Source organism: Enterococcus sp. LX10 (assembly GCF_023539285.1).
Lineage (GTDB): Bacteria > Bacillota > Bacilli > Lactobacillales > Enterococcaceae > Enterococcus > Enterococcus faecalis.
Window position 1 is genome coordinate 2,079,055 of record NZ_CP092784.1, and the last position, 22,683, is coordinate 2,101,737.

The window sequence follows — 22,683 nt, forward strand, 5'->3', positions numbered from 1 at the left end:
CTTTGTTTTTTATTTTTTCATATGTGTGGCTAGTTTGTTATAACTTTCAGAGCGTTCAATTGCATCTTCTTTAGTTTTATCAAGTAAATGTTCGACTACTTCTTGATTTTCTTTAATTGTATGCAACGCAGAGTAACGTGTTTGTTTTTCAAGAAAATCACGCATTTTATCAAAATCTGTTTTCTTGTAGTCAATGACCATCGGATCTTTGCCTTTCTTAACTAACTCTGGATTATAGCGATAAAGTGGCCAATAGCCAGATTCAACGGCTTCTTTGGCTTGATCTAACGTCCGAACCATTCCGCCTTTGACCCCGTGATTAATACATGGGGTATAACCGATGATAATTGACGGGCCTGGGTACCGCTCCGCTTCGTCAATTGCTTTAATCGTTTGCATTGAGTTTGCGCCTAAAGCTACTTGTGCAACGTAGACATTCCCATAAGTGATTGCCATCATCCCTAAATCTTTTTTAGAGGTATGTTTCCCACCCGCTGAGAATTTGGCAATGGCTGAAGCTGGAGTAGCTTTGGATGTTTGCCCGCCTGTGTTGGCATATACTTCGTTATCCATAACAAAAATATTAACATCTTCTCCACTAGCAAGAACATGATCAATGCCGCTAAACCCGATATCATAGGCCCAACCATCGCCGCCGACAATCCATTGACTCGTTTTCACTAGTAAATCTTTTTGTTCGTAAATTTTTGTTAAAAGTGGATCTTCATCGGCTTCTTCACTTAATGCTGCCGCTAGTTTGGTGGCTCGCTGTTGTGTTCCTTCCCCTTCAGCCATGTGTTCTAACCAATCTTTTAACAAGGCTTGTAGTGAATCTGATCCGACATTTTTAGCAAGACTTTCTTCAACCAGATTAGCTAAATGTTGACGTTTCGTTCGATTGGCAATATACATACCATAACCATATTCCGCATTATCTTCAAACAGCGAATTACTCCAAGCTGGTCCTTGGCCACATTCGTTCGTTGTATAAGGTGTCACTGGTGACGAACCACCCCAAATTGATGAACAGCCTGTTGCGTTAGCAATCATCATTCGATCACCAAATAATTGTGTCAACAACTTAATATAAGGTGTTTCGCCACAGCCTTCACAAGCACCTGAAAATTCCATCAATGGCTGATTAAATTGGGAACCTTTAACAGAAAGTTTTTTGATTGGGTTGGCTTTTTGTTTAAGAGTCATCGCAAAGGCCCAATTCATCGCTTGCTCTTTTTGAGTTTCATAAGGTTTCATTAAAATCGCCTTGTCTTTCACAGGGCAAGCCTGAACACAAAGACCACAACCTGTACAATCTTCTAAAGAAACTTGGATACGATACATCAATCCATCTGTGCCACGCATTTCGCGCATGGCAAAACCTGCAGGTGCTTCTTTCAGTTCTTCTTCATCCGCTAAAAACGGTCGAATAGCCGCGTGTGGACAAACAAAGGCACATTCATTACACATCGTACACTTATCCATTTGCCACTCAGGCACTTCTAACGCAATGCCACGTTTTTCATAAGCCGCAGTGCCCATAGGAATGGCACCGCCCTTCATTCCGTTTTCAATCAAATCTGAAACGGTCAGCTGATCCCCTTCTTGACGATTGATTGGTTCTAAAATGTTTGTCACAAAAGCTGGAACTTCCGACTCTTGATTTTCTGGTTCTAAAACAATGGTGGCCCAATCTTCTGGGACTACAATTTCTTGCAGCGATTCAAAGGTAGCATCAATCGCTTGGTAATTTTTTTCAACAATTTCCATTGATTTTTTTCCATAAGTCTTTTTCACTTCTTCTTTAAGTAACGGTAAATATTGCTCTTTCGTTAAAATATCTGTTACTTCAAAAAAGGCAGTAGACATCACTGTATTGATCCGACGACCTAAGCCTACTTTGCGAGCTAACTCAACCGCATTGATAATGTAAAATTTGATTTGGTGCTCCCCAATATATTTTTTTAACTTAGCCGGTAATAAACGGTGAACCTTTTCTTGATCCCAAATAGTATTCAGTAAAAACGTTCCGCCATCTTTTAAACCTTTTAACAGGTCGTATTTATGCAAATAGGACGCATTATGACAAGCGATGAAATCTGCTTGTTCAATTAAATACGTGGAAGTAATTGGCTCTTTACCAAAACGCAGATGCGAAACGGTTAAACCGCCTGATTTTTTAGAATCATAACTAAAGTAAGCTTGTGCATAAAGGTCGGTATGATCTCCGATAATTTTAATCGCTTGCTTGTTTGCTCCCACAGTTCCGTCAGAACCAAAGCCCAAAAATTTTGCTTGGAAGGTAGTATCTGGCGTTAAATCTAAAGTAGGTTCTTCTGGCAATGATTGATAAGTTACATCATCAACGATCCCCACCGTAAAGCGTTGCTTTAATTCTTTAAATGGCAATAACAAATGATCATAGATCGCTTTAATTTGATTAGGCGCTACGTCTTTAGAGCCTAACCCATAACGTCCACCAATCACAATTGGTCGATTTTCATGTTGACAAAGAGCGCTTTGAACATCTAACAATAACGGTTCTCCTTCGGCTCCTGATTCTTTTGTTCGATCTAAAACCGCAACCTTTTCTACTGTAGCTGGTAATTTTTCAAGAAGGTTTTCGGTAGGAAATGGACGATATAAATGAATATTGATAAAACCAACTTTGCGTCCTTGTTGATTGAGGTAGTCGACTGTTTGTTTGATTACTGGCGAAGCCGACCCCATTGAAATAATGACTTCTGTTGCATCTTCAACCCCGTAATAATCGGTTAAATCATACGTTGTTCCACGAAGATTGTTAATTTTTTTCATGTATTTTTGAACAATTTTTGGCATTTCTTCGTAATTTTTATTGACTGTTTCTCTTTGTTGAAAATGAATGTCAGGATTTTGAGCGGTCCCTGAAACAGTGGGATGATTAGGATTCATGCCTCCCATTCTAAAACGAGTTACAGCTTCCTGATTCACCATTTCTTTCAGGTCATCATAATCAATCACTTCGATTTTTTGTAGTTCATGGCTCGTTCTAAAACCATCAAAAAAGTTTACAAAAGGTAAACTACCTTCTAAGCTAGCTAAATGAGCAACTGCCGACAAATCCATTACTTCTTGGACACTCGATTCTGCTAACATACAAAAACCTGTTTGGCGGGTAGCCATCACATCGCCATGGTCACCAAAAATACTCAACGCACTTGTCGTTACTGCCCGAGCCGCCACGTGGAACACAGAAGGTAGCAATTCTCCTGCGATTTTATACATATTGGGAATCATCAACAGTAAACCTTGTGAAGCAGTATAAGTAGTGGTTAACGCACCTGTTTTTAACGAACCATGAACTACTCCCGCTGCCCCAGCTTCTGATTGCATTTCAATAACTTGAACTTTTTGACCATAAATATTTTTTAAACCACTTTCCGCCCATTCATCTACCAACTCAGCCATTGTTGAACTTGGTGTGATAGGATAAATAGCGGCAACTTCTGTAAACGCATATGAAATATAAGCCGCTGCGGTGTTTCCATCCATTGTTTTTTTCATTTTTTCACCTTTTATCTTTCCTAAACATTGCTTGTGACTGTTGTTTTTTGTGTTTTGACATACTGATCAATTGCATTAGCTGCGATTTTCCCAGCGCCCATCGCTAAAATAACGGTGGCAGCACCTGTAACTATATCGCCCCCAGCAAAAACGCCAGGTATTGAGGTTGCTCCTGTTTTAGGATCGGCCTGAATGTACCCCCATTGGTTTAGTTCTATTTCTGGATATGTTGATAGCAAGACTCGATTTGCTCCTTGGCCAATTGCCTCGATTACTGCATCAGCAGGAATGGTAAACGTGCTGTTTGGAATTGGTTCTGGACGTCGTCTTCCAGACGCATCTGGTTCACCTAAAACCATTTTGACACATTCAACACCGGCTAGATTTCCTTGTTGGTCATCTAAATAAGCAATTGGATTCGTCAACCAATAATAGTTAATTCCTTCTTCAAGGGAATGGTGGTATTCTTCAATTCTTGCTGGTAATTCTTCTAACGAACGACGATACACAATATTCACATTTTCAGCGCCTAATCGTTTGGCTGAACGAGCGGCATCCATTGCAACATTCCCGCCGCCAATCACAACGACATTTTTAGCACGTTTAATCGGTGTATCATATTCTGGAAACTCATAGCTATGCATTAAATTGATTCGTGTTAAAAATTCACTAGAAGAATAAACCCCATTTAAACTAGTTCCTGGGATTCCCATAAAGTTTGGTGCCCCTGCACCAACCGATAAATAACAGGCATCAAACTCTGACATTATTTCTTCCATCGTAATCGTTTTACCTACTACCACATTGGTTTCTATTGTTACACCTAAGGCTTCAATACTCTCAATTTCCTGTTTAACAATTTTTTTCGGTAATCGAAATTCAGGTATACCATAGGTTAATACACCGCCAGCTTCATGAAGCGCTTCAAAAATAATTACTTCGTAACCGAGCTTTGCCAAATCCCCCGCAACTGTTAACCCAGAAGGACCAGAACCGACCACTGCGATTTTCCCTTTTGTTGGTTCCGCTGTTTTTTTAGGAAACATGTGATTTTCTAATGCCCAATCGGCAACTAAACGTTCTAATTTGCCAATTGCCACTGGTTCAAAGTTTTTGGCTTTCCCTAATTTACAAACTTGTTCACATTGTTTCTCTTGCGGACAAACGCGTCCACAAATAGCAGGTAAATTCGTATATTTACTTAAAATATCGGCTGCTTGTTCCATGTTTCCTTCACGAATAGCTAAAATAAATCCAGGAATATCAATCATCACGGGGCATTTAGCAATACAAGGTGCATTTTTACATTGTAAACAACGAACCGCTTCTTCTTGCCCTTCTGCTAATGTATAGCCTAAGCAAACCTCTTCAAAATTACTCTTTCTGATAGTAGGTGCTTGTTCCGCAATCGGTGTTTTTATACGACTTTTTCTAGCCATTTTTCTCCACCTGCTCTTTCAAACGATCTGTAAAGCAAACTGCTTCTTCTTCCTGATATTGCTTCATTCGATTAATGAATTCATCCCAATTTACTTCATTGCCTTTAAACTCAGGTCCATCAACACAGGCAAATTTCATGGTGCCATCAACAGTGACCCGACAACCACCACACATACCTGTTCCGTCAATCATAATAGGATTCAAGGAAACATAAATTGGTAATTGATGTTTTTCAGCTGTCAAGGTACAAAATTTCATCATGATGCTGGGCCCAATCGCCCAACTGCACGCTACAGATTCACGTGCAATAACTTCTTCCATCGCTTCTGTTACTAAGCCCTTTTTACCTAATGAACCATCATCCGTTGTAATGATTAGTTCATCCGAATAACGACGGCATTCTTCTTGTAACAGAACTAACTCAGCTGTTCGTGCCCCCAAAATCGTAATCACTCGGTTGCCTGCTTCTTTTAAAGCCTTGATAATTGGATAAATAGCCGCGATGCCAACTCCACCACCGATAACCATCACCGTTCCATATTGCTTCACTTCTGTGGGCATACCTAAAGGTCCAGTTATATCTAACAAAGAGTCGGAAGTTTTAAGTTGGGAAAGTGCAGCTGTTGTCTTACCGATTACTTGGAAAATAATTCGAAGACTGCCTGCTTGTGGATTTGTCTCCGCAATCGTTAAAGGGATCCGCTCTCCTTTTTCGTCAATTCTTAAAATAACAAACTGTCCAGCCTGGGCATGTGTCGCTATTCTTGGCGCTTCCAGCCAAAAATCAAATGTATTACTAGATAATTGAGTCGACTGAAGAATATTAAACATTGAAATACCTACCTTCATCATTCCTTTTCATTCTGACTCCTACTTTCTTAAATCCTTAGGCAACGCTATCAGATAAAGTTGTGGCGACACTTTTAACAAATGTTTTTAGCATTTCGATGTCTTCTTCTTCTGCATTGTTTTCAATTTCAACTGTTTCAGCTACTTTTTTAGCACCAGCTTTTTCAAAAGCTCCTACAAAATCATGCGCTGATTTACAGAAAAATTCACCATATTCACGATCACCGGAACCAACAACGCCAAATGGCTTACCTGCTAAATCCTTTTCAGTTAATTCATCAAAGAAATCTTCAAATTCAAAAGGCAGTTCCCCATCACCATAAGTATACGTTGCGATAATACAAGCATCTGCATCATCAAAGAAGTCTACATCAACTTCTGAACATTCTTCACGTTCTACTTCAACTCCAGCTTCTTGAAACTGTTCTTCCAAAATCTCGGAAATTTCTTCTGTGTTTCCAGTCATACTTGCATAAACAATTTTTACTAGTGCCATCTTCATTCATTTCCTTTCTTTTTTCCTAAATATTTCAATGCATTCAAATGCAATTGTAATCCCTTACATTAATTCCTAAAAAAATAACTTTTACAAATGATTTTATTCACAAACTAATCTAACTAAGTATGTACTCTTCCCCTTTCGAGATAGAGTATTTTTTACTACGTCTTTACTATACCACATTCCAAACTGTTTTAACAATATTTTTAAGGTAAAAAAAATATTATTTAGGTTCTTTTTTATAAAACATTTTTCCTTCTTCCAATCATAAAAATTGCTTCTAAAACCGCTCCCCCTAATGCACGAGCTTTGTCGGAGATCGTCAAGCAATCGACTTTCTCAACTGGTCGAGGATCTACATCTGCACACTTCAACCCTTGATAACAGGTTACCTTTTCTGAAATCAATCCTCTCAAAGTCCCTGTCAGAGGCGAATAAACTGGAACCTGATCGATAAAAAATAATGCTTCCCCTTTCAACACAAAATCCCCTATGTTTTTAAGGTGGGTAACTTGTCCTGAAGCAGGGGCATGGACAACTCGTTCCGCACTTTTTCCGCCAATTTCACCTGGAATACCTGTATTAGGTAAAGCTGTTCCTTCAAAGTATAAACGTCCCAACCTATGTCCACGCATTGTCTCAATCACAACATCGACATCTTGCGGTGCTGAAAAGCCTGGTCCTAAAGCAATCATAATCGGTGCCATTCCTCGATGCGTACCTAAATTTTTCTTAGCCAAAATCGCATCGATAACAATCAGTGGTTTCAATTGTTGAATAGCACTTGCTGTTTGATCGACAAAAACAGGCAGCTTATTTTGCTGCCAACATTTCGCGCAATCCTTTAATGAAGTAATTCGAACAGCAACCAAATCTTCCACTCTTTGTTCTTTCTGGAAAATAGCATCACAAACTGAAACAGTCCGCCGAATGGCCAGAGGACATTCTGTTTCTAATACTAGTATTTTAAAGCCAACGTGCCATAATTTTTGGATAACGCCTGTCGCTAGATCGCCCCCTCCGCGAACAATCACTAATTTTTCTTGGATGTTTTGACTGATTTCTCCCATAAAATAAGTCCTTTCTCTAATTCCATATTGCAAGCAATAATTTTGTCTAATTTTTCAAAACAGCTTTTGGGTAACTGAAGACAGACATTCATCGCTTGAACGAACTCTCTTCGCGTATGGGTTTGATTTAAACACAAAATTCGTTTGCCTTGGCTCTCTTTAAACAATCCTTTTGGATGAGCAATGAGTTGAGCTAACAATGTTTCTGTGATTGGTTCTTGTTGTTGCGCATCGGTTAATTCCAAAAAAAGCGGCAACCGATGAATGGTCGTTTCATCTATCTTTTGACCAATCACAGAAATCGGAAGCACACCAATTGTGGTGGTTGTTTCCTTTAATATCACGGGTTCATAAGAGGACCAGCCTTTCAAAGGTCGTTGTTTGGACCCATCCGCTTCTAAAAAAACTTTCGTGAAGTGCTGAAACAATGTTTGAAACGAGGTCATTGCAGGCATCGTTAGTTTTGTTTGGTTGTTGATAGCGGTTCCTGCTAAAGTGATTCCGCAGATATTCGGCTTTATTTTTTCAAAATGGTTTGTATAAAAATAATCATACAATTGACGTTGGGGAAACCCAATTTTTGTAGTTGTACTAACCAGAACAGCTTCCTTCCGATATGTTTTTGCTAGCGCCCACATTAAGCTTGTTTTCCCACCGCTACCAACAATCGACACAATCTCCTTTCCTTGTAAATCAAAACACTTTTTTAAGGACTCCACAGTTGGTGCCTCCTTTCCCCAAGATCATTTTTCACAGAAAAAATAGAGGCTACGCGTACTTTTGCTTCTTCTAAAAAACATACACTGTGAGTTATTTCTGCTTCATTAATGAGTAAACCGATCCCACAGCCATCCGTCAATGATGGTGGCAAAGTAAAGACGCGAACAGCCACCTTTCTTGCCAACAGTACTTGTTCCGCCTGAACAGCATAATGTGTATTCGGAAAGGTTAGCAAATACTCCATCTTTTCACCTTCTTTTTTTGTTAAAGCGTAATTACTTTAGCCGCTTGATTCATTGTTTCAACAATTTCGTACATATTAGTAATAGAGCCGATAGCTAAGGTGTCTGTTAAATGATAAAAATCTAAACAGGCCCCACACGTTTGAATCGTGGTTCCCTTCTCCGCTAATTGTTGCAAATCAGCTAAGGTATTCGCTGCTTGATTCGTTAAAAACGCTCCTCGATTAAAGAATAATAGCTGTGTAGGAACAGTTTCTGCTTCTGATAATGATTGAAGATAACTTTTCATTAATAGTCGTCCTAGCTGCTCGTCTCCAGTACCTAATTGATCGGAGCCAATCGTAATTACTAAATCTGTTGCTGACTGACTTGTTTGTTGCGTCGCTTCTTCAGGTACCGTAATTTTGACAGAGAAAACCGTGGCTTCTATCTGCTTCGCAGTCAAAGTGGCCTGTTTTTTAGCAGCTAATTTTTTCAAATTTTCAACAGCTACTTCGTTATCGACTAAAACCTCGATAGTGCCTCCAGCTAAACCTAACTCCGCCAAAGCTTTTTTTGTTTCAATCACAGGTATTGGGCAAGGTTTCCCCAATGCATCTACTAATTTCATATTTGGCCCTTCTTTCTATAAAAGTACTACTGCTTGTTGTTCTTTTGGCAGAACCTCGCCAATAATTTTGGCAACAGGGTCCTCTTTTTGAATAGCTGCTAAACAGGCTGCCGCTTCGTCAGCAGCGACACTAATTAACAGTCCGCCAGATGTTTGTGGATCAAACAAAAGTTCTTGCATTTCCATAGAAATTTTTGAATAATCGATTGTCGTTCCGATTGTTTGTCGGTTTCTTTGCCCAGCTGCAGTGACTAAACATTCTGCGGCGTAGGCCAACGCTCCTGTAATGGTTGGTAATGCTTCTGTATCAATCAGTAATGTTACCTGATTATCAGCCATTTCTTTTGCATGAATTAATAGACCAAACCCAGTCACGTCAGTACAAGCATGTACTGCGTAGGATCGAGCATTCGCAGCGGCATATTTATTTAAACGTTCCATCGAATCTTGTGCGATTTTTTGTTCCGTCTGCTTCGCCAATTGCCCCCGAACAGCCGCTTGAATAATTCCTACACCTAATGCTTTAGTTAAAATCAAGACATCCCCCACCTGTGGCGTATTATTATGCCACAAATTTTCTGGATGAACTTCTCCAGTTACCGCTAGACCATACTTGGGTTCATGGTCATAAATCGAATGGCCTCCTGCCAGTAAAGCACCCGCTTCCTTTAATTTTAAACTGCCACCTAAGAGCATTTGTTCCAACCATTCTTTTGACATCTTTTGTGGAAAACAAACAAGATTTAGCGCATAAAGGACTGTTCCGCCCATGGCATAAACATCACTTAAAGCATTAGCGACCGCAATTTTTCCAAATGATAACGGATCATTGACCATTGGTGAAAAAAAATCTACCGTTGAAATCAAAGCTTTTTCAGGCGTTATTTGGTAAACCGCGGCGTCGTCGGCATGTTCAAATCCGACGAGTAGCCGCTCATTTGCCGGTGTTTCGGGTAAGTGTTGCAACAATTGATTCAGTACACGGGATTCAATTTTTGCCCCGCAGCCACCTGATGTACATTGTGATAAAAAATCCATGCTGTCCGCTCCTTCTCAAATTAGTAGTTCTTGTAAAGCGTGAATTGTCCAAGTAATTTCTTCAGGCGTTGTCTGCCAACCAAAGCTAAAACGTAAGGTGCCAGTTGCTAAAGTCCCAGCTGTTTCATGGGCTAATGGTGCACAATGCAAACCTGCGCGCGTCATAATGCCATATTGTTCTGCTAGTTGCTGTGCCACCACTGTTTCTTCCTGATTCCACAGTGTGATAGAAACAACAGGGACAGTTTGTGCCACGTCCTTGGTTCCCAAAATTGTGACAGGTAACCCTGATAAACCATCTAAAAAATTCTGCATTAAGGTTCGTTCGTGCTTTTGAATCGCTGCTAAACCAATTTTATTCAACTCTTTAATAGAACTATTTAAGCTTAAAATACCTAAACTGTTTAACGTACCAGCTTCAAATTTATCTGGTAAAAAAGGGGGTTGATCAAAAGAATTAGAACGGCTACCTGTACCTCCCGTTATCAGTGGTTTGACCGCTTCAGCCCCTCGTTCACTAAAAGCTAACCCACCAATACCTGCTAATCCATATAAGCTTTTATGTCCAGTAAAGGCTAACACATCAATGGCCATCTGGGTCATTTTTATTGGTAGAAAGCCCGCCGTTTGAGCCGCATCCAAAACGGTTAATAATCCTTTCTGTTGGGCCCATTGAAAACATTCTTCAATGGGTAAAATGGTGCCTAAGACATTCGACGCGTGTGTCATCACCAATGCTTTTGTATTCGTTCGCCAGGCTCGCTGAATATCTTCTACATCTAACAGGCCCGTTTTTTGACAAGCAACATACGTCACTGAAATGCCTCGTTCTTTCTCAAGTAAGTGAAGAGGTCTAGCTACTGCATGATGTTCTAACATGGTCGTAATCACATGATCGCCAGGTTGTAAAATCCCCGCTAATGCAAGATTTAAGGAAGTTGTTGCGTTATTCGTAAACGTAATCTGAGCCGCACTGGGTGCCTGAAAAAAGTCTGCTAACAATTGACGTGTCTCTAAAAGAGGAAGCCCCTCTCTAAGCAAAGGGGCATTTCTTCCGTAATTCATGAACTGATTTTCTGCTAAATAGGCAGTCAAAGCCTCAATGGTTGCTGGAAATTTTTTATAGGAAGTCGCTGCATAATTTAAATAAACCAAGTCCTTCATACGCTTTTCCTCTCTAACTATTGGTTTCTTGAATTAATTTTCTGTACTCTTCTGGCGTATCGATATCTTTTAAACGGCCAGGAGTCGCTATTTTCAACATCTGAACTGCTTCTGGAAAGCGTTCACAAATCATGCGTCCGCCTGTTTCACCAGTCAATGTTAATAGTTCTTGTCGAAATTGATTACCGAATAATACTGGACTACTAGGACAACCATCTTTTTGTAATGGCACTATAATTTTATTTCTCTGACATTTATCTAACACGGGTTGTAGCATTTTAGGTGTTAACAATGGTTGATCACTAGGTAAGTATAAATAGCCAGCTCCCCGAGCTTGTTCAGTTCCTAAACGAATACTGCTACTTTGCCCTTCTTGCCATTGATGATTGAGAATCAACTGAATGTTCTTAGGTAAAGGAAACGCTGGCTGATTCTCAGGCGAAACAACTAAAATCCGTTCTAATACGTCTAATTGGTTCACTAAGGTTAACGTGTGCTCTAAAAATGTTTTTCCTTGATATTTTAAGAACAATTTATTTTGGCCCATCCGTTGTGAATTGCCCGATGCTAGAATAATGACACTAACGAGTGACATGAGTTGTCTCCTTTTATCTTTTTTTCTTTTGATAAGGGGTATTTTCTAAAGGCAGACTTGGTCGGAGCTGACCATCCAAGGCGAAATATGCGCCTGCTAAAGCTGGTGCGGTAGGGATCGTTGCTAACTCACCTACGCCTTTAATTCCATAGGCTAAACCTTCGTGAAGATTGTCAGCATGAACCAAAATTGTTTCGATTGGTGGTACTTGAGTGGCGTTCACTAATCCTAGCGTTGCATATTTTGCTTTAACATAACCTTCTTCTAAGGCAAATTTTTCAGTTAAAGCATACCCCATGCCCATTGCAATCCCACCTTCAATTTGACCTTCAGCAGCTCGTGGATTCACCACTTGCCCCATATCATACGCAGCCACAAATTTAGCTACTTTTCCTTTGTCATCTAGAATAGCTACTTCAGCAGCATAACCATAACCAGCATGACTAACTGGACTTTTTTTATCATTAATTAATGGATCCGTTTTCGCTGAATATTCCCCATAAAATTCTTCACCTTCCAAATCACTTAAAGCACGTCCCATATCAAGTTCATACCGTAATTGCATTGCCGCTCTTCTAGTTGCTTCTCCTGTGAAGAGTGACTGCCTCGAAGCCGTTGTCGTTCCTGAATTCGGTGTTCTTCTCGTATCAGGGGCTTCCGCAACAATCATTTCTGGTGGTAAATTTAATGTTTCACAGGCAATTTGCGTCGTAACGGTCGCCATCCCTTGACCGATACAAGCAGCACTTGTGCGGACATGTATTTTTCCTTCTTCAACAGAAATAATACAACGCCCTGTATCAGGTAGCCCTACACCCACACCACTATTTTTAAAGAAACTAGAAATTCCAGCAACTTCCGCTTGTTCATAGACGTCTTTAACCGCTAACAAGGCTTCTTTTAACGCCGCATTTTTTGAGACCAATTGTCCATTCGGTAAAGTATCTCCTGGGGCGACGGCATTTTTAAAGCGTATTTCCCATGGTGATAGTCCGACTTTTTCTGCTAACAAGTTTAAATTACTTTCAATTGCAAAAGCCGTTTGGCAAACACCAAATCCACGAAATGCACCTGCTGGCGGATTATTAGTATATACAGCAAACCCTTCCACATCAATCGTTTGATACTTGTAAGGACCTGCCGCATGTGTACAAGCCCGTTGCAATACTGGTCCTCCTAAAGAAGCATAGGCCCCAGTATCCGCATAAATCACTGCTTTCATTGCAGTTAAATTGCCTTCTTCATCACAGCCGGTCGTAAAGTCCATTTCCATGCCATGGCGTTTGGGATGAACCATCAAACTTTCTTCACGGCTTAGCAGTACTTTTACTGGTTTCTTCAATAACCAAGCGGCTAAGGATGCATGATGCTGAACACTCATGTCTTCTTTCCCACCAAAACCGCCACCAACAAGTTTTGATTGAACATGAATTTTTTCCTTATCCAGTCCTAACATCCGAGCCACTTCCCGTTGTTCATCATAGATACTTTGACCCGCACTAAAGAGTAAAATGCCCTCACCTTCAGGCTGTGCAATCGCACACTCGGGTTCCATAAAGGCATGTTCGTTAATTGGTACGGAATAATGTTCTGTCACTACAAACGCAGAATTTGCTAATACTTCATCTGCGTTGCCACGTACCAAGTGTTCATGAGACAAGATATTGCCCTTTTCATGAATAGCTGGTGCACCTTCTGCTAAAGCAGCTTCACAAGAAGTAAGCGGTATCATTTCTTCGTAATCAACTTCCACTAAATTTTTTATCTCTGGTAAGGTTTCTTTTCTTTTTGAAACAACGAGTGCTACTGCATCCCCAACATACCGTGTTATTTCTCCTTCTGGAATCATTACATCCCAATCGGAAATAAATTCTAAATGACCAATTTTATTATTTCCTGGAACGTCTTTAGCTGTGAACACAGCCACACAGTCAGGATGCGCCAATGCTTGGGTACTATCGATTGATAGAACTTTTGCGCGAGGATAGGCACTCCGCAAAGCAGATGCATGAAGCATTCCTTCTATGTCAATGTCATCTACATAAATCCCTGTTCCTAAGGTTTTCTCCACTGCATCGACCCGTTGGAAGTCTTCCCCTAATTTACCATTTGAATGTTCTTCCGGAATGCTCGTTTCTTCACAAAACATTTTAGCAGCTAACTGAATGGCTTCTATTATTTTCACATATCCTGTACAACGACAAATGTTCCCGCGTAAAGCTTTCTGAATGTCTTCTTTTGTGGGTTCGGGTTTCTTGTTCAATAATCCTTGTGCCGAAATAACCATCCCAGGGATGCAATATCCGCACTGAACTGCACCCGTTTTTGCAAACGCATAGGCGTAGACATCTTTTTGCCGTTGGCTTAAACCTTCGATTGTCGTGACTTCTTTACCAGCTAATTTTTCTAAAGTAAACAAACACGCTTTGGAAGCCTTTCCATTTACTAGCACCGTACATGCGCCGCAAGAGCCTTGGTTACAACCATCTTTTGTTCCAGTTAGGCCCAGATTCTCCCGCAAAAAGTCCATTAATTTTTTGTTTGTTTCACAGGTTTCACTTTGACCATTTACAATAATTGAATACATTTCTTGCACCTCGATTTCTGATATAGTTTAGTGTTCAATCACCTAGATTATACCACAAATCTTCTTTCTAAAAATTATTTTTTAGCAAAAAACTTTTTTATTCAACTTAAAGGTCCTCATTATTGATAGCGCTGTTGAATTAATTCTCCCGCGATGCTAATCGCTAACTCTTCTGGTGTTTCGGCTGCAATGTCTAAGCCAATTGGCATGAAAATTCTTTCAATTTCATTCATTGTATAACCGACCTCTTTTAACCGTCGAACTTGTGAAGCAATTTTGTGTTTGCTCCCCATCACACCAATATATTTGGCTGGTGTTTCCAATAACTGTTTGGCAACGATGAAATCAAAATTGTGTCCTCTGGTAATTACTATACCATAATCGTCCGCCGTTATTTCAATAAACGCAGCTAAATTTTCTAAAGGAATAACCCGTAGTTCCTCAGCTTGTGGAAAAGCTTGTGCCGTCAAAAATTCTGGACGATCGTCCACTACAACGCAATAAAACGATAAATAGTTTAAAATAGGTACCAATGCGCGTGCGACATGACCACTTCCAAAAATATATACTTTCCCTACTTGGAGGATTGCTTCTGTTAAAAAAGTTGTTTCCTCTTTTTGCACACAATGGATACCTTTAGGTAGCAAACTTAATTCCCCCTCCCAAGAAGTGGAACCAATCAATTCGCCTGTTTCACTATAAAAGGATACTTTTCCTAAATTGTTTTGATCTAGTTCAGTCATTAACCAACCTTGTTGATTATTTTGAAAATGCGTTTCTATGGACTCACACAACTCTTTTAAAAATGGCGTTTCCCATGAAAGATAATGGAAAAAAATCGTGACATTTCCGCCACAGACCATACCTAAATCAGCAATATTATTCGGTGCTAAAATAAATTGACGTTGTGCATTTTCTTTCTCAATAAGTAGCTTTTTTGCCACTTGTTCAGCCTGAAATTCAACCGCGCCACCACCAACAGTTCCGGCTATTCTACCTTCGGCGGAAACCAGCATTCTAGCCCCTTGACTTCGTGGTGTGGATCCTGAACTTGTACCAATCGTTAATAACATCGTGTCTTGCTTTTCCAATATTGCCTGTTTCAAACGCTGAAATACTTCTCTCATTTCAGTTCCTCCGATACTACATCCTGTTCTTTAAATATTTCTTCAAAGCATGCCTCTACCTGTTGATACACTTTTTTCTCAAATAAAAGATATTGATCAATCAATTCTTTTCCTTGGTCCGTAACAATTGACCCGCCACCATTACAACCACCAACACTTTTGATAATTAATGGAAAAGATAACTCTTCTTCAGCTACCCGCACAATCCGCCATGCCTTATTATAAGACATTTTCATCTCTTTTGCCGCTAAGTTTAGTGACCCAGTTTGCTGAATTTTTTGTAAAACTTCGACAACGCCAGGACCAAAAAAGTTCCGATCTGTTTTTAATTTTAAGTTTAGGGAATACGTAAACATCTTCTCCTCCTTTATTCGTTCATTTTTTTATAGATAACGTAAGGGAAAAAGGATACGAAAGCTTACTCACTTTCGTATCAAAAAAAGCAATCTTCACTCAAGTGCTACGCGCTTTTTTGGTTTTAAAATGACATTTAAAAGGACTGCTACCAAAGTGGTTAAGATAACTTCCGAATTACCGAAAATCGTTGTTACCCAAGTTGGAAAACCAGCTAAGCTTCCAGTAGACAATGTGACACCAATTCCAAATGCTAGAGCTGTTCCTACAACCCCAGTATTTCGAGGAGTCATTTCCTGCGAAGCAATCATCCGAATACCTGTCATAGAAATAGAAGCAAAAACTGAAATCGTTGCACCACCAATTACCGCGTAAGGAATCGTAGTTAATAACGCAGCTACTTTCGGAACAAAACCAGCAATTAATAATATAACTGAAGCGAAAACCAGAACATACTTATTAATCACTTTTGTTACCGTAACCAGACCAACATTTTGTCCAAAAGTTGCCACTGGGATTGATCCAAATAAACTGCCAATAAAGTTAGTGAAACCACTCCCCATAATTCCGCCAGATAATTCTTCATCCGTTGCATCCCGATCCATTGCCCCAACCGTTGTTGCTGTAAATTGACCGATGGCTTGAACAGCATCAACAATAAACATCACTACAAGCGTAAAGATAGGTACCAGTTGAAAATCCAGTCCAAAATGAAACGGGGTAATTACCTGAACGATTTTAGCATTTTGAACTGGTTCAAAACTTACCATCCCTAAAGCTAAAGAAATCAAATAACCAATAACCATTCCGTTTAAAATTGCGGATAACTTCAAAAATCCTTTTGCAAAATAATTGAAGTAAAAGACAATCGCAAAGGTTAATAATGCAACTAACCAATTCCGGGCTGAACCAAAATCAGCACTACCAGCTCCTCCTGCCATATACTTAATCGCAACTGGAAACAGGGATAGTCCAATACTTAAAATAACCGTTCCCGTTACTAAAGGCGGAAACAACACACGGATTTTTTTAATGAACAAACCAACAATAATAACAAGAATACTGCCAACTAATTGGGAACCAAAAATTGCTGCAATCCCAAAATCAGCTCCGATGGCCATCAAAATCGGTACATACGCAAAACTTGCCCCCATCATAACTGGTAACCGTGAACCCACTTTTCCAAAAATAGGGAAAAGTTGAATTAACGTTGCAACTGCTGAAAAAATCAATGATGTTTGAATCAAAATAGTCGTATCACTAGGACTTAATTGGCAAACTTTGGCAATCATGATTCCCGGTGTGACAATCCCTACTACTGCTGCGACAACGTGTTGCAATCCCATCGGAATTGCTTCAGAAATTGATAGTTTCGCATCATATTCAAATAATGCTTGCTCTTTTTTTTCATTCATAGGATCGTTTCCTTCTTCTTTTTATTCTAAAAGGATTGTTCCCCTTAATCAGTAAAGAATGCAATCCTTTTTCCCTCAGAAACATCTTAAAAATTATCCTTTGACAGCAACTGCTTCAATTTCAAATAACCCATCTTTAGGCAACTTGGCTACTTCTACACAAGAACGTGCAGGCAAAACTTCTGAAAAGTAATTCCCATAGATTTCGTTAATTTTGCTAAAATCAGACATATGTTGTAAAAATACCGTTGTTTTCACAACATTATCATAGGTCATTTCGACCTCTTTTAAAATCGAACCTAAATTGATAAACGCTTGTTTTGCTTGTTCTTCCACTGTAGTCTTCATTTCGCCCGATTGCGGATCTAATCCTAGTTGTCCAGAAATGTACAACGTATTTCCAGCTAAGACAGAATGTGAATAAGGTCCTACAGCAGCTGGTGCCTGTGCAGAATTAATCATTTTGTTTGTCATCGTTTTCCTCCATTCTATGATTCTTTATTTTCAATTAAAGTCCCTGTTTTTCCAGATAATCCTTCTTTGGCTTTTTCTAATAACGTAATCAATGTTTTTCGACCTGGCTTAGATTCAGCAAACTTAATCGCTGCTTCAACTTTTGGTAACATTGAACCTGGAGCAAACTGACCTTCTTGCGCATATTGTTTCATTTTTTCTGTTGAAACATTCCCTAAGGCTTCTTGATTTTCTTTACCAAAATTAATACAAACTTTTTCAACTGCTGTTAAAATCACGAGCAGATCAGCATCCACTTGTTCAGCCAGTCGTTCACTACAAAAATCTTTGTCGATGACTGCATTTACACCTTTTAGTCGGTTCCCTTCTTGAATGACTGGGATGCCACCACCGCCGCCAGCAATGACTGTTTGGCCAGCATCAACCAATGTTTGAATCGTGAGAAGTTCGACAATATTTTTTGGTTTAGGAGAAGCGACGACTTGGCGATAACCACGGCCAGCATCTTCCATCACTTGTATATTTTTTTCTTTGACTAATTGTTCTGCTTCTTCTTTTGTCATGAAGCGGCCAATTGGTTTCGTTGGTTTTTTGAACGCCGGATCATTTTCATCCACGACCACTTGAGTGACTATGGTGGTGACGGCTTTACTTATATTTCGTTGACGTAACTCTTCTTGTAGCGCATTCTCTAAATCATAGCCAATGTAACTTTGACTCATGGCTACGCACATGGATAACGGAACAACTGGATATTGTGGATTATTAAAGGAAAATTCTTCCATAGCTAATTGAATCATCCCCACTTGAGGACCATTGCCATGAGATAAAATAACTTCATATCCTGCTTCAATCAAATCTGCAATCGCTTTGGAGGTCTGTTTTACGGCAGTCATCTGCTCCGTCAAATTATTTCCTAAAGCATTGCCACCTAAAGCTACTACGACGCGTTTGCCCATTGCTTCACCTCATTTTCTGTTTTATAAAAAGGACGATGCTTTTTCTTTTTCACAACGAGTTTTCGTATTAACTGTCTGTTGTCGTTGCATGAAGTCAACGCACATGACTAAGCGTTCTTGACTCGAGACAATCACACATTCATGAATAGACTTGGGAAGGTCTTATTTGTTCATGTTGAAGAGGCAACTTCTAATGATTCATTGTGTAAAGAAAAAGCATCTGTCTTCATGCCAAATTCATTATTTTACTTCTCTTGGTGTCGCTTTATCCGCTAAGTCTGTTAAGGTTTTTTGCGGATTTTTTACTTTACTTAAGAAAATCATAGCCGCAATAACATACGGTTTGTAGCTAGCTTCTTTGTAAAGTTCGACCCGATAACGATCGAAAACAGAAGCTTCCACTTCACCTTCTTCACAACTTACACCAGTAATATCAGCTGGTAGACAATGCATATACAAAGCTTTGCCGTCTTTCGTTGTTTTCATCAATTCTTCTGTACATTCCCAATCTTTGTGCTTTTTATTTTGAGAAAGTAATTCTTGTTCTAATTGATCAATTCCTGCTTGGTCACCATTGCCATATAATTCAGTTCGCTTTTCCATTGCCGCAAAAGGTGCCCAGCTTTTCGGATAAACAACATCCGCATCTTTGAATGCTTCTGCCATACTATTCGTTTTAGTAAAGTTTCCACCAAATTCTGCCGCATTTTTCTTCGCAACTTCTTCTACTTCTGGCATAATTTCATAACCTTCTGGATGTGCTAAGACGACATCCATTCCTAAACGGGTCATTAGACCAACAATTCCTTGAGGAACAGATAATGGTTTTCCATAAGATGGTGAATACGCCCAAGTCATGGCAACTTTTTTCCCTTTCAGGTTTTCAATACCACCAAATTCATGAATTAAATGCAACGCATCCGCCATTGCTTGCGTCGGATGGTCAATATCACATTGTAAATTCACTAACGTTGGGCGTTGTTCTAATACCCCATCTTTATATCCTTCTTGGACAGATTCTGATACTTCGTGCATGTAAGCATTGCCTTTACCAATGTACATGTCATCACGAATACCAATGATATCAGCCATAAAAGAAATCATGTTTGCTGTCTCACGAACAGTTTCTCCGTGAGAAATTTGGCTTTTTCCTTCGTCTAAATCTTGAACTTCTAAGCCCAAAAGATTACACGCTGAAGCGAAACTAAAACGTGTTCTTGTAGAGTTGTCGCGGAATAAAGAAATCCCCAAGCCACTATCAAAGATTTTAGTTGAAATATTATTTTCTCTTAAATAGCGTAATGTATCGGCAACTGTGAAAACAGCTTCTAATTCATCTCTTGTTTTTTCCCAAGTTAGGAAAAAGTCATTTTCGTACATTTTTTCAAATTCTAATTTATCTAATTTCTCAATATATTCTTTAAACGTTTCCATTCCATCTGCTCCTTTTTTCTTGTCTAATAATCCTTTACTTAACCACAATAGACCGTTGGTAATGCCGCATAAACGGCTGCACAACGAACCAAATCATCTTTCCAAGTTTTTTCATTTGGTGCATGTGCTTGTGCTTCGGCCCCTGGCCCGAAACCAATACAAGGAATACCATTACGTCCCATAATTGAAACGCCATTTGTTGAGAAGGTCCACTTATCTAACAATGGGCGTTCTTCACGCATTTCCACTGTTTCTACAGAGCCTTTCCGTGTTTCTCCATAGAGATTTTTATGCGTTTCCATCAAGGCTTTTGTTACATCATGATTTTCTGGAATTACCCACGTTGGGAAATAACATTCAATTTCATAAGTTAAATCCGTATAAGAAGGACGATCATAGTTGTACATTGAAACCGTCACATCATCTCCGTATTTTTTAACAGCTGGTAAATTGCGAATTTCTTCTAAACAACTTTCCCAAGTTTCTCCAGCAGTCATTCGACGGTCTAGTGAAACGGTACAGCCATCCGCAACAGCACACCGACTTGGTGAAGAATGGAAAATTTGCGAAACAGTCACCGTACCACGTCCTAAGAAACGGGCTTCTTGCCACTCTGGATTGTACTTAGGATCTAACATACGAACTAAACCACGAATCGCTGTGCTTTCTGTATCTCCATTGTTGTTTAAGGCACGAACATCTTGTAAGATATCCGCCATTTTGTAAATGGCATTATCTCCACGTTCTGGTGCTGAGCCATGACACGAAACGCCTTTGACGTCAACTTTAATTTCCATTCGGCCTCGTTGACCACGATAAATCCCACCATCTGTTGGCTCTGTTGAAACAACAAATTCTGGACGGATACCGTCTTCTTTGATAATGTACTGCCAGCATAAGCCGTCACAGTCTTCTTCTTGGACAGTGACTGTTACTAAAGCAGTATATTTTTCTGATAATAGACCTAAATCTTTCATGATTTTAGCGCCATAAATAGCCGAAACAATCCCGCCTTCTTGGTCAGACGTACCGCGACCACCGATCTCAGTTTCTGTTTCATAGCCATCGTAAGGATCAAATTTCCAGTTACTCATTTCACCAATTCCGACAGTATCCATGTGCCCATCAAAAGCAATTAATTTTTCACCAGACCCCATATAACCAAGTAAATTCCCTTGAGGATCAATGTCAATTTTATCGAAACCTAATTTTTCCATTTCGGCTTTTGCTCGCGCAATTTTATTGCCTTCTTCTGCACTTTCTCCTGGAATTTTGACAAGGTCTCTTAAAAATTTGACCATATCTTCTCTGTAACCTTCTGCTGCTGCATTTACTGCATTAAAATCCATTCCTTTTACCTCCATAAAATTTTTTTATAATTGTCTGGATCAGTGTCCCCTTCGGTAGAAAACATTAAAACGTTTGACGTCTCATCCAGTTGCAATGCCTCACGTAATTCTTGATAGTCGGGATCTTGCATCATTGTAGCTACTAAGCCCATTGCTACTGCCCCAGATTCGCCTGATACAACTTGCGGATCCCCTTTTAATGGTGCGCCCAACATACGCATTCCTTTTTCAGAAACCCAATCTGGTGCTGAAACAAAGAAGGATGTATGATTTTTTAGAATATCAAAAGAAATCGTATTAGGTTCTCCGCATGCTAAGCCAGCCATAATTGTCTGTAAATCACCATCGACAAAGCGAATTTCTCCGTCTTTTTTAATTGCTGATTGATATAAACAGTCAGCGGCCTGTGCCTCAACTACGACCATAACCGGTGGGTTTTCTGGAAAAGCATTAGCAAAATAACCAATCACTGCACCAGCTAAACTGCCGACACCAGCTTGAACAAAAACATGACTAGGACGTTCAGAGCCAAATTTTCTTAATTGCTGAGAGGCTTCTAACGCCATCGTTCCGTATCCTTGCATAATCCAAGTCGGAATTTTTTCGTATCCGTCCCAAGCGGTGTCTTGAACCATGACACCGTTTTCAGTTCCTTCGGCCATTTTATTAGCCATTCGCACACATTCATCGTAATTAACTTCTTCAATTGTGACGATTGCGCCTTCTTTTTCAATATTTTCTTTTCTCGTCTGTGTTGAACCCTTCGGCATGAGTACAACTGATTTTTGACCTAATTTATTCGCAGCCCAAGCGACTCCTCGTCCATGGTTGCCATCAGTTGCTGTAAAAAACGTAGCTTGTCCAAAAGCTGATCGTAATTGATCAGAAGTTAATTCATCATATGTTAGTTCCGAAACATCTTTCTTTAATTTTTCGGCAATATAGTTAGCCATGGCAAACGAACCACCTAATACTTTAAAAGCATTTAAACCAAAGCGATAAGATTCATCTTTAACAAAGAAATCATTTAACCCCAGATACGCGGCCATATGATTCAATTCTGCTAATGGTGTTTCTGAATACTGTGGAAAACTTTTGTGAAAAGCCAAAGCTTTCTCAATTTTTTCCTTAGACATCAGAGGTAAGTACTTATCCTCCGTCTTCGGCATTTCATTTGCTGTCCATTTAATTTTTTCCAAAAATACTTCTCCTCC

General features: G+C 39.6%; 20 protein-coding genes. All 20 read right to left on the bottom strand.

Features of this window, described 5'->3' with window-relative positions:
• Nucleotides 1-9: 9 nt before the first annotated feature.
• Complete coding sequence (gene nifJ / locus MKZ30_RS09750) at nucleotides 10-3,543, bottom strand: pyruvate:ferredoxin (flavodoxin) oxidoreductase (RefSeq protein ID WP_033600910.1); 3,534 nt, start codon at nucleotides 3,541-3,543, stop codon at nucleotides 10-12.
• Nucleotides 3,544-3,563: 20 nt separating this feature from the next.
• Nucleotides 3,564-4,982 carry an NADPH-dependent glutamate synthase gene (gene gltA, locus MKZ30_RS09755; RefSeq protein ID WP_033600909.1) on the bottom strand — a complete coding sequence of 473 codons (1,419 nt, stop codon included), beginning with the start codon at nucleotides 4,980-4,982 and terminating at the stop codon, nucleotides 3,564-3,566.
• Nucleotides 4,975-5,832: a sulfide/dihydroorotate dehydrogenase-like FAD/NAD-binding protein gene (locus MKZ30_RS09760; RefSeq protein WP_161633694.1), complete on the bottom strand. Its 858-nt coding sequence runs from the start codon at nucleotides 5,830-5,832 to the stop codon at nucleotides 4,975-4,977. Before MKZ30_RS09760 ends, gltA begins: the two co-directional genes overlap by 8 nt.
• Nucleotides 5,833-5,869: 37 nt before the next feature.
• Nucleotides 5,870-6,334: a flavodoxin gene (locus MKZ30_RS09765; protein WP_002382673.1), complete on the bottom strand. Its 465-nt coding sequence runs from the start codon at nucleotides 6,332-6,334 to the stop codon at nucleotides 5,870-5,872.
• A 236-nt stretch (nucleotides 6,335-6,570) separates the two neighbouring features.
• Nucleotides 6,571-7,401, bottom strand: a complete 831-nt coding sequence (gene yqeB / locus MKZ30_RS09770; RefSeq protein ID WP_002419489.1) for a selenium-dependent molybdenum cofactor biosynthesis protein YqeB — start codon at nucleotides 7,399-7,401, stop codon at nucleotides 6,571-6,573.
• Nucleotides 7,365-8,120, bottom strand: coding sequence for a selenium cofactor biosynthesis protein YqeC (yqeC, locus tag MKZ30_RS09775; protein WP_033600907.1), 756 nt, complete (start codon nucleotides 8,118-8,120; stop codon nucleotides 7,365-7,367). Before yqeC ends, yqeB begins: the two co-directional genes overlap by 37 nt.
• Nucleotides 8,108-8,365, bottom strand: a complete 258-nt coding sequence (locus tag MKZ30_RS09780) for a putative Se/S carrier protein (protein ID WP_033600906.1) — start codon at nucleotides 8,363-8,365, stop codon at nucleotides 8,108-8,110. Before MKZ30_RS09780 ends, yqeC begins: the two co-directional genes overlap by 13 nt.
• 20 nt (nucleotides 8,366-8,385) lie before the next feature.
• A complete protein-coding gene (gene yedF / locus MKZ30_RS09785) occupies nucleotides 8,386-8,973 on the bottom strand; it encodes a sulfurtransferase-like selenium metabolism protein YedF (RefSeq protein WP_002367122.1) in 588 nt (195 codons plus the stop codon).
• 15 nt (nucleotides 8,974-8,988) lie between these two features.
• Complete coding sequence (gene selD / locus MKZ30_RS09790; RefSeq protein ID WP_002362241.1) at nucleotides 8,989-10,011, bottom strand: selenide, water dikinase SelD; 1,023 nt, start codon at nucleotides 10,009-10,011, stop codon at nucleotides 8,989-8,991.
• A 15-nt stretch (nucleotides 10,012-10,026) separates the two neighbouring features.
• Complete coding sequence (sclA, locus tag MKZ30_RS09795; RefSeq protein WP_010816680.1) at nucleotides 10,027-11,175, bottom strand: selenocysteine lyase SclA; 1,149 nt, start codon at nucleotides 11,173-11,175, stop codon at nucleotides 10,027-10,029.
• Nucleotides 11,176-11,188: 13 nt separating this feature from the next.
• Complete coding sequence (gene mocA, locus MKZ30_RS09800) at nucleotides 11,189-11,770, bottom strand: molybdenum cofactor cytidylyltransferase (RefSeq protein ID WP_002419486.1); 582 nt, start codon at nucleotides 11,768-11,770, stop codon at nucleotides 11,189-11,191.
• A gap of 13 nt (nucleotides 11,771-11,783) precedes the next feature.
• Nucleotides 11,784-14,357: a selenium-dependent xanthine dehydrogenase gene (gene xdh, locus MKZ30_RS09805; RefSeq protein ID WP_033600904.1), complete on the bottom strand. Its 2,574-nt coding sequence runs from the start codon at nucleotides 14,355-14,357 to the stop codon at nucleotides 11,784-11,786.
• Nucleotides 14,358-14,476: 119 nt separating this feature from the next.
• Entirely contained in the window at nucleotides 14,477-15,484 is a 1,008-nt protein-coding gene (locus MKZ30_RS09810; RefSeq protein WP_010707244.1) for an XdhC family protein, read from the bottom strand.
• Nucleotides 15,481-15,840 (bottom strand): winged helix-turn-helix domain-containing protein, encoded by a 360-nt coding sequence (locus tag MKZ30_RS09815; RefSeq protein WP_002356595.1) that lies wholly within the window; start codon nucleotides 15,838-15,840, stop codon nucleotides 15,481-15,483. The genes MKZ30_RS09810 and MKZ30_RS09815 overlap by 4 nt, the downstream gene beginning before the upstream one ends.
• A 93-nt stretch (nucleotides 15,841-15,933) precedes the next feature.
• Nucleotides 15,934-17,253 (bottom strand): nucleobase:cation symporter-2 family protein, encoded by a 1,320-nt coding sequence (locus MKZ30_RS09820; protein ID WP_002356594.1) that lies wholly within the window; start codon nucleotides 17,251-17,253, stop codon nucleotides 15,934-15,936.
• Between the two features lie 93 nt (nucleotides 17,254-17,346).
• Nucleotides 17,347-17,727, bottom strand: a complete 381-nt coding sequence (locus MKZ30_RS09825; RefSeq protein ID WP_002362244.1) for a RidA family protein — start codon at nucleotides 17,725-17,727, stop codon at nucleotides 17,347-17,349.
• A 14-nt stretch (nucleotides 17,728-17,741) separates the two neighbouring features.
• Entirely contained in the window at nucleotides 17,742-18,686 is a 945-nt protein-coding gene (arcC, locus tag MKZ30_RS09830; protein WP_002362589.1) for a carbamate kinase, read from the bottom strand.
• A 240-nt stretch (nucleotides 18,687-18,926) separates the two neighbouring features.
• Nucleotides 18,927-20,120: a knotted carbamoyltransferase YgeW gene (gene ygeW / locus MKZ30_RS09835; RefSeq protein WP_002359643.1), complete on the bottom strand. Its 1,194-nt coding sequence runs from the start codon at nucleotides 20,118-20,120 to the stop codon at nucleotides 18,927-18,929.
• A 38-nt stretch (nucleotides 20,121-20,158) separates the two neighbouring features.
• Nucleotides 20,159-21,484, bottom strand: coding sequence for a YgeY family selenium metabolism-linked hydrolase (locus MKZ30_RS09840; protein ID WP_002362247.1), 1,326 nt, complete (start codon nucleotides 21,482-21,484; stop codon nucleotides 20,159-20,161).
• Nucleotides 21,475-22,668, bottom strand: coding sequence for a diaminopropionate ammonia-lyase (dpaL, locus tag MKZ30_RS09845; protein ID WP_033600902.1), 1,194 nt, complete (start codon nucleotides 22,666-22,668; stop codon nucleotides 21,475-21,477). The genes MKZ30_RS09840 and dpaL overlap by 10 nt, the downstream gene beginning before the upstream one ends.
• Between the last annotated feature and the right edge of the window lie 15 nt (nucleotides 22,669-22,683).